The 13,296-nt window shown below is 52.0% G+C and carries 8 protein-coding genes; all 8 read left to right on the forward strand.

Going from position 1 to position 13,296, the window contains the following annotated elements; genetic code table 11:
- Nucleotides 1-203 precede the first annotated feature (203 nt).
- The 8 genes from feoB (at nt 204) to RDM37_RS04505 (ending at nt 13,296) form a co-directional block, all read left to right on the forward strand.
- Nucleotides 204-2,726 (forward strand): ferrous iron transport protein B, encoded by a 2,523-nt coding sequence (gene feoB / locus RDM37_RS04470; protein WP_308555429.1) that lies wholly within the window; start codon nt 204-206, stop codon nt 2,724-2,726.
- 11 nt (nt 2,727-2,737) lie between these two features.
- Nucleotides 2,738-2,920, forward strand: a complete 183-nt coding sequence (locus tag RDM37_RS04475) for a FeoB-associated Cys-rich membrane protein (protein WP_308555373.1) — start codon at nt 2,738-2,740, stop codon at nt 2,918-2,920.
- A 305-nt stretch (nt 2,921-3,225) separates the two neighbouring features.
- On the forward strand, nt 3,226-4,185 hold the full coding sequence (locus RDM37_RS04480; protein WP_308555375.1) for a FimB/Mfa2 family fimbrial subunit: 960 nt from the start codon (nt 3,226-3,228) through the stop codon (nt 4,183-4,185).
- A 33-nt stretch (nt 4,186-4,218) separates the two neighbouring features.
- Complete coding sequence (locus RDM37_RS04485) at nt 4,219-5,442, forward strand: hypothetical protein (protein ID WP_308555377.1); 1,224 nt, start codon at nt 4,219-4,221, stop codon at nt 5,440-5,442.
- Between the two features lie 43 nt (nt 5,443-5,485).
- Nucleotides 5,486-10,105: a hypothetical protein gene (locus RDM37_RS04490; protein WP_308555379.1), complete on the forward strand. Its 4,620-nt coding sequence runs from the start codon at nt 5,486-5,488 to the stop codon at nt 10,103-10,105.
- 78 nt (nt 10,106-10,183) lie between these two features.
- Nucleotides 10,184-10,342: a FeoB-associated Cys-rich membrane protein gene (locus RDM37_RS04495; protein ID WP_308555381.1), complete on the forward strand. Its 159-nt coding sequence runs from the start codon at nt 10,184-10,186 to the stop codon at nt 10,340-10,342.
- A gap of 126 nt (nt 10,343-10,468) precedes the next feature.
- Complete coding sequence (locus RDM37_RS04500) at nt 10,469-11,716, forward strand: MFS transporter (protein WP_308555383.1); 1,248 nt, start codon at nt 10,469-10,471, stop codon at nt 11,714-11,716.
- A 113-nt stretch (nt 11,717-11,829) separates the two neighbouring features.
- Nucleotides 11,830-13,296 (forward strand): MFS transporter, encoded by a 1,467-nt coding sequence (locus RDM37_RS04505; RefSeq protein ID WP_308555385.1) that lies wholly within the window; start codon nt 11,830-11,832, stop codon nt 13,294-13,296.

Below are 13,296 nucleotides of genomic sequence, written 5' to 3' on the forward strand. Positions count from 1 at the left end.
GATTAGAAGTTAGAGATTAGAGATCCGATCACTCTGATAGCTCCGATGGTTCCGATAGCTAACAGCCAATAGCTAACAGCTAACAGCCAATCCATGGGCTGACACATTTTATATATAATGAGCCCCTCAGAAAAAGAAAGTACCTACTATTAGGTAGTATCTAGATCTGAGCACTCGGTCAGCTTTTGCTAACTTTGTGGCACATGAAATTGTCGGAGTTACATAATGGCGACCGGGCTCGTATCCTATCGGTCGGTGGGCATGGAGCCTTTCGCAAGCGTATCCTAGAGATGGGCTTCGTGCAGGGGCAGGTCGTGGAGGTGATCCAAGCGGCTCCGCTGAGGGATCCTATCTACTATCGACTGATGGACTACAACGTCTCGCTGCGTCGCAAAGAGGCGGGACTCATCACGGTAGAGCTCATCGACCAGTCGTCCCCTGTGGAGGAGCTGCCGCCGCTGGCACATGCGTTCGTACATAGAGGTGCGGGGTCATCACTTACAGAGAGTGCAGCCTCCGATCGTGTCGCCATCTCTCGCTCGATACGTGTCGCCCTCATAGGCAACCCGAATAGTGGCAAGACGACCCTCTTTAACCATGCCAGTGGGGCGCATGAGCGCGTCGGCAACTACAGCGGGGTGACCGTCGAGGCAAAGGAGGCACACTTCGACTATCAAGGCGTTCGCTACGAACTGATAGATCTCCCCGGCACCTATTCGCTATCGCCCTATTCGCCAGAAGAGCTTTACATACGTGACTATTTGACCAACGAGGAGACACGTCCCGATGTGGTCATCGATGTGCTCGACGCGACCAACCTAGAGCGTCAGCTATACCTAGCTGTGCAGGTACGCGAGATGGGCATCCCAATGGTTACGGCGCTCAACATGTGGGACGAGTTCGAGCAGAAGAAGAATCAGCTCGACATACAGCAACTCTCCCACCTTCTAGGTACCCCGATGGTACCGACCATCTGCCGCAAGGGTGTGGGTGTTTTTGAGCTTTTTGATAAGGTGCGTCAGCTCGTTGATGAAGATCTCTATGCCGATCGGCGCTTCCTGCAGATCAACTACGGGACAGACCTCGAGCAGAGCATAGCAACCCTGCAGACGAAGCTCACCGAGCATGCGACCTTCCCCGACCACCTGTCTCCGCGCTACTTAGCGGTCAAGCTCCTCGAGGACGACCCGCACACGCAGAGCTTTATCAAGCAGCAAGCAAAGGGTGAGTACCTCCTCACCGCCACAGCCTATGAGGAGGACAGACTGCGCAAGAACCACTTCAGCGAGGAGGATCTGGAGAACTATATCATCAATCAGCGGTACGGCTTCATAGCAGGCGCGCTCAGAGAGACCTACCGTCCGAACAAGCGGCGCATACGCACCATGACGGATCGTATAGACAACCTCCTCATACACCCCATCTGGGGCTATCCGATCTTTCTCGTCTTCCTCTTTATCATGTTTGAGGCGACTTTTGCCTTGGGAGCCTTCCCGATGGACTGGATCGAGGCGGGCGTAGATGCTTTTGGCGCTTGGATCCACGGGTTGATGTCGCCAGGGCCTCTACGTGACCTCCTGGTGACGGGCGTCATAGGCGGCGTGGGCGGTGTGCTCGTCTTCCTACCAAACATCCTCATCCTCTACCTCTTTATATCTATCATGGAGGACACGGGCTATATGGCTCGAGCCACCTTCCTGATGGATAAACTAATGCACCACATGGGACTGCACGGCAAGTCCTTCATCCCACTCATCATGGGCTTCGGGTGCAACGTCCCTGCCGTGATGGCATCCCGCACGATCGAGAGCCGGCAGAGCCGCATCATCACGGTGCTAGTCACCTCGCTGATGAGCTGTAGCGCTAGACTACCAGTTTACATCCTCATTGCGGGGACCTTCTTCCCACAGAGTGCTGGGCTGGTACTCTTCGGGCTGTACGCACTGGGTGTGCTACTGGCCTTCCTACTGGCGAAGCTTTTCCGCCGGGTACTCTTCAAGTCGGAGGATCTCCCCTTCGTCATGGAGCTACCTCCGTATCGTATCCCGATGGCGCGTGCCGTGGGCATACACATGTGGGACAAAGCGCGTGAGTACCTCCACAAGATGGGATCAGTGATCCTCGTGGCGTCGATTGTCATCTGGGCACTGGGCTACTATCCTCGTGAGGAGGTGATGTCTCGGGCTGATGAGCAGATAGCTCAGGTGCAGCAGCAGAGCACGCTCTCTGAGAGTGAGCGCAGTGAGCAGGTCGCCGAGATAGAGCGTCAAGCGTACATGGAGCAGCAAGAGGGCTCTTACCTAGCACGCATCGGGCAGACGGTGCAGCCGGTCCTAGCACCACTCGGCTTCGACTGGAAGCTCAGCGTGGCGCTTGTGGCTGGTCTACCGGCCAAAGAGGTGGTCGTCAGTTCCCTCAGCGTCATCTACACGGGCAATGAGACGGTAGACGAGGATAGCGAAGACTTTGCCGTGGGTAGCTCAGCACTCTCCCGACAGATGCGCCAAGAGAAAGATCCCGTCACGGGAGAGCCACTCTACACACCGCTGATAGCGATCTGCTTCCTCATCTTCGTGCTCATCTACATGCCTTGTGTTGCCACTGTGGTCGCTGTCTCAAAGGAGCTCAACAGTGCCTGGTGGGGACTCTTTGTGGTCGTCTACACCTGCGTGCTGGCCTGGATCGTTGCTTATCTGGCACGACTGATAGGGCTACTCATTATATAATAGGTGTCGCTATGGATCTGCAGACAGTCATCGTACTACTCATCATCGCTGTCACGCTGCTCTACATCATTCGTAGCGTGTGGCGACTGATACGCCGACCGCGAGGAGCCGCAGGCTGCGCCGGATGCTCTGCCTGCCACCATAGCAAGCCCGCTACGCCGAAGAAGTCTTCCAAGAGAGACTGCTGCGCTTAAGTCTGCACAGCATCTCGCAACTCTTCCTTCGGAGTCCTATTGAGGCTGTTGCATAAAGGCGAATCGCTGTGTTGCTTTCGGGGTTCGACTTCGGTCACTCCGATAGCTCTGCTCTCTAATCGCTATTCCCGTGAGGGAATACCGATTATGTCAAAAGAAATACCGATTATGTCAAGTCTTTTAAGGAAGAACTCGCTACATTATAGCTAACTTTGCACGGATACTCCCCAATGGCATCTTAGCCTTGCGATCTACTCTTTTCCTCTAAACCGACATCCCTGATCTCTCAATCTCAGCTACAACTCATGAAGCGACACACTATATATAGTATACTCCTGCTGCCCCTCCTCCTCTTATCACTCGTCAGCTGTGATAAGTTTGTATATGATCGAGGCGAGTGCCCTACGATACTGGTCTTCACACCCTATATGCAGACGCCCTGTATGTCTGACTCGGCTTACATAGGCAAGGCTGCAGATCTACACTTACTCATCAGTGACCCCTCATCAGGAGAGATCGTCGCTTATAAGCATCTAGAGTCTGTCGATCTGACTGCAGCCTCTAGGATAGAGGTCCCCGTATCGAACAAGGACAGTGAGACCTATCGCTACACCATCTGGGTGGGAGCTACCCCCCAGCACTACACCATGAGTGACCTGGCTCCAGCCTCAGGCAATAAGCATCCCGACTGCCGCCTAGCACTCCAGCTCACTGAGCAAGATAGACACGAGGGTCTACTGCCCGAGCCACTCTACTTTGCCACAGACACCTTCGTTTGCCCCGCTTCACCAGAGGGCTCAAGTATCAGAGTGCCTGTCGCGCCAAACCTCACGCGCTACAGCAACGACTTTGACATAAGCCTTACCGAGCTACCCAGCAAGATCATCTATCCGCTCCATATAGAGATCGAGGATAACAACGCTGCTTACGACTTCATGGGTCAGCTGACCAATCCTACGAAGCATGTCATCTACCAGGCGCCACTACCCAACGAGGGTACGACGCGCAGCACGCGTCTGAGCACGCTACGACTAGATGATCCTAAGACCCTTCCTCAGCTGAGCCTCGTGCGCTCCGATACGGGTGCTAAGATCTTTACCTATGATCTCAAGAAGCTGCTCGCTAAGAAGCCTGACTACCGCCCCGAGTGCCAGTTTGAGTACGGCGTAGAGATACGTCTCAAGACGCTTCCCGACAACACGCACTACGCTGTCGATATCTTTGTCGATGGCTGGAGGGTACACTCCTACGAGATAGAACTTTAAGCATTTCCCCCTAATCAACGCTGTCACATCACTATGAATAGACTACGACATACCAACATATATACGCTCCTCCTCATCTTGGGGGCACTCCTCACCAGCACCAGTTGCGTGCGGGACTACAACAGTCTTGAGGGAGAGGATGAGACAGGTTATGTATCGATTCAGTTTGACTTACTTCATGCCCTGCACTCCAACGGTCTCAGAGGAAACTCGATGGAGGAGCTAGACAACAAGCTCCAGGAGCTCCGTATGATCGTCTTCCCTGAGGGTGAGAATGCCTCGGTTATCAATCTCCTAGCGACCAACCAGCAACGAGAAAATAAGCGCATTATCTTCAAGCTTAGCAAGCTACAGAAGTATGACTTCTACTTCATCGCCAATGAGTCTGCTTCAGGACAGAAAGGCTCTGACCTGGCATTTCTCGACAATCAGGAGGTGATACTGCGGAGTCAGCTCGAAGAGATGAAGACGGTAAAAGCTCCCAACATTGTCTCCGAAAAGGAGTTGACCGGTGTCGGCACTTCGATTATGATGACGGCACTGTATAAAGGGGTGCTCATCTCGGAGTCTCTGCAAGGAGCGGGCACTCAGAGCTCTCCCTATATTGTTGACCTGACTAAGTTCAATGAAGTCCAGCGCCCCAATCTTACCGCCACAAATAGAGCTCCTGCCGAGCTGATGCGCTCCCTAGCCAAAGTGGAGCTAACACTCAAGGGGATCGTAGCTATCCGCACTAAGCCAGGCTCCACAGCCAGCAACCCTCAGTACAACTACTCTTGGGTACTTCCATACGGCTACAAAGAAAGTTCGAAGCTCCTCATCGAGATCCTCAATATGCCGAAGAGCTACACGCTCTTCCCGAGCAATCGGCTGACTGATATAGCGACGGTGGGTACACAGCCTCCTTATCAGTTTAGCTTTAATGGAGATCCCAATCCAGATTATATCGTTCCACCTACTATGACAGGCCCCTCTATCGGAGGTATCTATATGGGCGACTACAAGATCACGCTCTATCTACCCGAGTATCTAGCCTCTTCACAACTCGCAGAGGCGCAGAGACCCGCCATCAAGATCACCTATCAGGTGGCAGGCTCCGACGATAAGCTGAGCAAGATCTACCCCATTCAAAACGGCACACCTGCTTCTACCGACTACGAGACGGTGCTGGCTGGGTTGACTGATCGACCCGACTGGAACGTCTACCGCAATCGCTTCTACCAGATTCAGGTCAATATAATGGGCAAGCAGTTCTAAGTCGCCCATATCTCTAACACCTATGTTCGCTTGTACTATGATTATGAATACCCCTTCACCACATATTACGCTCAGTGCCGTAGCTAGACGCTTTAGTCTAGTCTGGCTGATGCTCCTCTTGGGTACGCTCTCCATCTTTGCGCAGAGTGCCTCCGACTTTTCCGTTACGGTGGTCTCGACTCCGTCTACCTGCGTACAAAATGGTCAGGTCGAGATAAAAGTAAGCAAAGTCCCTGGGGCTCCTACCAACTATACTTACAAAGCTTACTACGATCTCCTCAATTCTAAGGGAACCTCGGTTACGACACCTCAAGGCTATGTTGCAAACAATGTCATCACGAACCTCTATCCAGGCACCTATACGGCTCTCGTACGGATCGAGGTACAGGAGACAGGCCTTAAGATAGATTTGCCATCTAAAAAGACTACAGTCACCTCCACTTACAAGAATCCAACCATCAAGGTTCGTGAGGTGCGTAAGTCTCTTAACAACTATCGCCCCAATGGTAGTAGTACGCCCGTTCCTACCGGCATCCTCTCCGTCACGGTGCTGGATGGCAATGGCCCCTATACGCTCACGATCGAAGCGGCACCGACAGCTTATAAGGGAAAGAAGGAGTTCTCCTTGGAGAAGGGTAAGGAGCTCTTCTTCTACGAGGTGCCCTCAGGGCAGTATCGCCTCAAGGTCACTGATGCTTGTGGAGTCGCTCCTGTTCAGACATTTGAGATGACGAACGTTCGTAGAGATCTGCCCAACGCCAACATAAGTTATTATAATATGCCATTTAGGAAATGGCTCACTATGACATCCGATATGCGTATGCGTCAGTGCGGATGGTTGAGACTTAACTATGAGAGTACGGAGAGTGATACGAATGAGCCTGACTTAAGGCCTTATTTTGATCATAAAGATACCTTGGCACGTTACTATGAATATGCTTGGCAGACTTGGTCTGATTGGAAAGCTAGTAAGCCGAGAGTGTATCATGAGTTCCAAAAGACAGCACCTTTTGGTGCCACTAATTATGGCTCTGACGAAAATGCTATTTACTATAAGCTTCCCGATGGAGTGACCTATAAGATGATGGGTCAACAATCTAGTTTATATCATCCTCTAGCATTCATCCGTGTCAAGGGTTCTTCAGAGGAGTTGCCCAGAGGTTATTCTGCGGAGAATTATAGATGGTATGATGTTGACGTTGATTATGAAAGAGTTTCAGATCCTTGTAGTCCTACTTATGTACTTCAAGTAAAACCTCGTGGGGATCATGATAGACTCTCATGTCTCCCCATCACCGTTCGTGTAGTCTCTAAGACAAATCCTAATGATAAGCAGGAGCTCACGCTGACCGAAGATGTTTCTTCCTATACCGATTTTCCTAAACCGCTAAAGTATAGCGAGAACTATACATTGACTACGATCGCTGGCAATGGACAGACCAAAACCGAAACAATAGAGGCCATAACATGGCGGTATGGATTTTCCATCTCTACTAGTGACGATCATTGTATGGGTATAAAAAAGTATGCATCCCTCATAAGGAGACTCCCTTCTACTACTTCGCTTGCTGGATATAAAATACGGTTCGTGTCGGCACCAGCAGATTTTACACCAGAAGAGGGAGCCTTAGCCGTCGGGGAGGAGTACACAATACCTAAAAACATGACGAGTAGTTATGTTTATCCATTCTCACCCAAAGCGAAAATAAATAGTGGTATCTACTACTATCTACCCGTAGGTGAGTACCGCTTTGAGCTTACGGATCCTTGTGGTACTAAGTACGATGTTAGACTGACTATAGGTTCGAATAAAGTACCACGCTATGCTGGAGATATAAGTCGCTTTGCCCCTCGCACTGTCAAAGAGGAGTGTGGTCGTGTACGTATCTATCCATTTGCAGGTGGATCGGAGGGGATACTTACTTGCGATGGAGTTTCTGCGCAACCTTACTTTAAGATAACAAAACTCCCAAAGGGCGTTTCATATAGTGATATTAGATCCAATATTTCAGATGATTATGCTGAGTGGCGTAACTACAAGACATTTACCTCTTCCTATAGTAATATAGCTGATTCGAAGTCGATCTATATAGACTTCCCTGCTACGGATGGAAGTGTAGATATCAAATTGTACTATGAAAAGTATTCTTCAGCACCTTGTCTACCAGCGACACAGCTGTCGCTAGAAAATCCTCCTCTGACTTTTGATCGAGACTCTTATATTGGTTATAGCTGTCCGTCTGGCACTTCGGGCTTGTTGCATATCGTCCCAGTAAACTGCGTAGGAAATGCGACCATCGAGATCTACGATACTGAGACCGGAGAGCTGAAGTATAGCTATACTAACGTGGATAAGACTGCGGGAATCACTCAAGAGCTCAAAGGTACTGCCGAGAATCCTGTCCCATCAAGTTACCGCATTAAGATTACCGATCAGCAGTGTGACAACACCTCAGAAGAGGTTATCGCCATATACTCTCTGGCATCGCCATCAGCCATACGCTCTAAAGAGCAGCAGCGTAAGTTCTGCGTTGGCGATCGGATACAGTTAGAGGTCATCAACTTAGGCGATAAAGTTTACACGTGGACCTTGCCTAATGGTGAGCAGAGGACTGGCCGTAAGCTCGTCATAGATCAAGCTGAGCTAGGGCATACTGGTACGTATACAGTCTCGGTATCAGCGGTCAAGTGTGATGGGGCTGAGACTAAAATCACTCTTACCACCGAGATCTCTGTCTCTCCTCGCGAGCTGTGGTGGAGACAAGAGGCTGAGGATCAGAACTGGAACAATCCTAACAACTGGTCTCAAGCTGATGGCACAGTCATCCAGGCTGTTCCCACCTCCTGTACTGATGTTCATATCCCAGCACAGGTAGACAAGGGTTACCCCGACCTATCAGCACAGGGCACTGATAGAGATGTCTTTGGTGATCCAGTATGTGGTGATATCTACTTCCACTATGGAGCGCAGCTAGGTAGTCCTCAGTTACTTACTTATGAGCGAGCTTTCGTCGATTACAACTTTGGTAAGATGAGTAATGGTGGCACTGTCGTAGCGCATCAACAAACTGGTCATACGACTGCCGATAGTAAGCTCCTAGATCGTGATCGCTGGTACATGATAGCTACCCCGCTAAATAATATGGTCTCAGGAGACTTCTCTCTAGCAGGCTACCCGAAGACCTATCAGCGTTACTTTGTTGCATCACAGAGTCCTAGTAGTGCTACGGACGTAGCTTTTACACAGCCCTTTAATACTATGACGCAGACCTTTGCTCCCACAGCATATTACCACGGATTCGCACTCAAGGTGGCTGGCTGGGAGTCTGGACGTAAGGGCTATGATGATCATAAGTATCTGAATCAGATCGAGGGTATCATACGCATCCCCTTCTTTGCAGATGCTAGTCGTGCTGCAGCTTATCCGCTGCACAGCTACGATGAGGCTGCGGGGGTTAGCACCTTCCGATATTACAATGAGGAGACGCTTGCTCCACTAGCTTATACAGAGCAGGCCAATCGAGGCAAGGGAGTCTATCCCTACCGCTTCGTATATGAGCGCTACAACGCGGCGAAGCCTACATCCAGCCAGATCGCCACGATTACGGATGGTGGCGTGACGATGCAGGGATATGCGTTGCCAATCAGTGGCGTTGCTGCTGGATCCTACTTTATGGTAGGTAATCCCTTTATGACGCCAGTAGACTTTGACAAGCTTTGGGAGTTCAATAAGGATGTCATCTATCCTTACTACTACGTATTTGAGGGTAATCAGTGGCGGGTCTATAGCCTCGAGGCTTCTATCGCCTCGACCCGCGGTAAGATCATAGCTCCACTGCAGGCCGTCTTACTACGCAGTAAGTCTGGTAGCTCGTCACAGCTACGCTTCCCCACTTCAGGAGACAAGTCCGTACTACTCGCTTCATGGAGTTTTACTAGTGGAGATCTAGTCTCCGTACAGAGTGCAGAGATGCCTCACAAGAGTACCACGCTGCCTATACATCTCCAGATGGGACATGGTAGCGATGCGCCACTAGCCTCAGCCTATGTCATGTGGGATGCCGAGGGCGACAATGTCCCAGCACTAGGCAATAATGAGTATAGTGAGTCTCCTCTTGTGTACGTTGTCGACGCAGACTGCGGTGAGGGTGAGATGGTCCTCTATCCCAAGAGAGAGACCGGGCGACTAGATGTCGGTGTACGCGCTAGTTACGCATCTGAGATGGTGCTAGACTTCAGTGACATGGATAGGAGTCTCTACGAGTATATGACACTGACCGACCGCAAGAGTGGTCGCGAGCAAGACCTCTTGCGTCAGCCTCAGTACCGCTTCGTGCACGAGCTGGGCGTCGCCGATCCTCGCTTCAGCTTGCAGCTCAAGCGCTATGGCGTACCCACGGCTGTAGAGGAGCCTGCTCATGCAGTTGTCACGCCAGAGATCTCTATCCACGCGGTCGAGGAGAGCTGTATAGTCCAGGCCAATCAGCCTATTGCGCTCATCGAGGTGTACGATCTCTCAGGGCAGCAAGTCTACCGCTATGCCTCAGAGGCCAATGCGCAGACCCTCGAGCATGCGATCTCACTACGTGAGTTGCCGCGCTCTATGGTGGTCAAGGTCTATCTAGAGAATGGATTTATGGATATCCGTAAAGTCCAGTTCTAGCCGACTGAGACCTCAATAGGTGCCAGTCTCAATCGATTTCATTACGCTCCGATAGCAGTTATAGAGCTAGAAAAGTCTATGGATCTACAGGCCATCGTCGTACTCCTCATACTGCTTGTCGCGCTACTCTACATCGTCCGTAGCGTGTGGCGACTGATACGCCGACCGCGAGGAGCCTCAGGCTGTGCCGGTTGCTCTGCCTGCGATCACAAGCCGAGAGCGAAGTCGAGAGACTAGCAGAGAGTGCTACAAATAGTGCTGTCAAGGTGGAAGGTATAGGATTATAGTCGTAACTTTGACCTCGCGATGTAATCAGACAGCCTAGCAGGTCAACTACTAGACTGAGCACTAGTAGTATAAGCAGTGACTAAGCAACGAAGAAAGATAGGTTTGCGGGGTAGCTCTCCTGCGCTGACGATCGTACTCCTCTTTGGGGTAATCAGCATGCTGGGAGATCTCGTGCATGAGTCCGCTCGCAGTGTCAACGGGCAGTACCTCAGCTTGGTAGGGCTCTCGGCGACACAGGTGGGGCTAGTCTTCGGGCTGGGTGAATTCCTAGGCTATGCGCTGCGCCTGCTCTCAGGTGCCTGGCTGGACAAGAGCAAGCGCTACTGGCTCTTCCTCTTTGTGGGCTATGGGGTGCATCTGGTGATTCCGTTGATGGGCTTGACCACCTCGTGGGGGTGGCTCTACACCTTTATCCTACTCGAACGAATAGGCAAAGCTTTACGCAGCCCAGCTAAAGACACGATCCTCTCAGCCGTCGCAGAGAATCAGATCGGCTTGGGATACGCCTTCGGCATTCAGGAGGCCCTGGATCAGTTGGGCGCATTCTTGGGACCTTTGATCTTTACGGTACTCTTCTACTTCGTGGGGAGTAGTGGCCTAGAGGTCTTTCAGTTAGGCTACCAGCTACTAGTCATCCCCTTTATCATCTTGATGGTGGTCCTCGTCTTGGTGCATCGTAAGTTCGTACGAGAGGCACTCACCCCGCAGGTAGACACCTCCCAGAAGCCTCCTCGCCTACAACCGATCTTTTGGATCTACTCGGCATTTACCTTTTTCGTTGCCTTCGGACTGATCAACTTCAGCTTGATAGGCTATCATCTTAAGACGCAGCAGATCGTCTCTGATGGGATGGTGCCGATCCTCTACGCTGTCGCTATGGCGGTGGATGCCCTCGTCGCGATCTTCATCGGAAAGGGGTACGATCGCCTGAAGCGCCAGCTGGGACACAAGACGGGCGGCGTGCTGATCCTGCTCATTGTTCCAGTCTTGACAGCCTTTGTGCCACTGCTGACCCTGTCTCACTCTGTGGGGATGCTTTGGGCTGGCATGGCACTGATGGGGGGCGTGCTGGGCGCGCACGAGACGGTCATGAGGTCTGCCATTGCCGACATCACACCATTCGGCAAGCGTGGCATAGGGTTCGGCATCTTTAACACGATCTACGGTCTGTCGTTACTCTTCGGCTCCTTCCTCATGGGGTGGCTCTACGACCTAGAGCAACAGCCGATCATCATCGCTATGACGATCGGCTCTGAGGGTGTAGCGATCGCTCTATACGTCGTCCTCTACAAGCGGATCCGGAGGGAGCGCCTCAGCAACTAGTCACGTCTCCCCCGTTGGGCGGAATTTGTCTACGCAGCGATGATTGGAGAAAACAAGGAAAAAGCGTACTTTAGCCATCGAGAAGCGAGCTAATACGCTTCTCCCACTACACTATGCAACAGACCTCCTCCACAACCTACCAAGGCAACGATCGAGTCCTCTTCGGATTTATCTTTGGCTTGCTCTCTTTCTGGCTCTTTGCCATGACGCTCCTCAATATCCATGTGGATATGAATAAGGAGCTGGGACTCTCTATCTCGACGCTCAGCTTTGCGGTGTCTGTCACCTCGCTGGTGAGCGGCCTCTTTATCGTCGTCTTCGGAGGCTTGGCCGACCGCTTCGGACGCGTCAAGCTCATTCGCTGGGGCTTTTACGCAGCTATCCTGGGGGCTTTGTGCATTGCGCTGACACCCGCTCAGAGCGCCCTGACAGCACCAATCCTTATCGTAGGTAGAGCCTTGCAAGGCGTCTCGGGAGCCTGCATCATGCCCGCTTCGCTAGCCCTCCTCGGTGTCTACTGGAGTGGCAAGGGGCGACAGCGCGCAGTCAGTCTCTGGAGTATGGGTACATGGGGTGGCTCTAGCTTTGCAGCCCTCTTCGGAGGCTTTATGATCAGCACTTTGGGGTGGCGAGCTATCTTCTACGTTTGCGCCTTATTTGCGATAATAGGGCTGCTGCTCATCAAGGGGCTCCCCGAGAGTCGTGCCGAGCAGCAACAAGCTAAGCGATTTGACATCTTCGGCTTTGTCACCTTCTTTGTGGGTATCTTGTCGCTACAGCTTTTCATCGCCAATGCGCCCGTCTGGGGCTGGCTCAGTCTTTACTCGCTATCCAGTATAGCTATTTCGGTCATTGCTATAGTGATCTTTATCAAGGTCGAGCAGGGACAAGCGGGAGCCTTTATGAACTTTGCCCTCTTTCGCAATAAGACCTTCACGGGAGCAACCATCTCAAACCTGATCCTCAATGCCACTGCGGGCGTACTCGTCGTGTCGCTCAGCGTACTACAGCAGGGCGGTCGCATCGATCCCGCCACGGCGGGCTACCTGACCATCGGCTATGGGGTCTCCATCCTGCTCTTTATCCGTGTGGGGGAGAAGCTCCTCCAGCGCTTTGGGCCTCGCAAGCCGATGATCTGGGGCTGTATGCTGATCATCGTCTCAGTCATTCTGATGTCGCAGACGCAGCTCATGACGGGCGTCTATATGATCCTGACGGGTGTGGCTTACGTCCTCTTTGGTACTGGGCTAGCCTTCTATGCGACACCCTCGACCGATGCGGCACTCTCGAGCCTACCACGAGACCTCTCGGGACAAGGCTCCGGCATCTACAAGATGGCTTCGTCCCTTGGTGCAGCCTTCGGACTGGCCATATCACAGGCTATCTACAATGGCATCCAAGTGTCGGGAGAGCCGATCGAACTTCTAGGCAATCTGATCAACTTCGTGGGGCAGCAGGGCAACCTCAACTTCCGTCACGCAGCGATGGTGACCATGTACTTCAACATTGCCCTGCTCCTCCTCGCTATCCTCTCCATAGCTCTGACAATACCCAAGCAGAAGAAGCAGGCTGAGGCATAG

Source organism: uncultured Porphyromonas sp. (assembly GCF_902489635.1).
Lineage (GTDB): Bacteria > Bacteroidota > Bacteroidia > Bacteroidales > Porphyromonadaceae > Porphyromonas.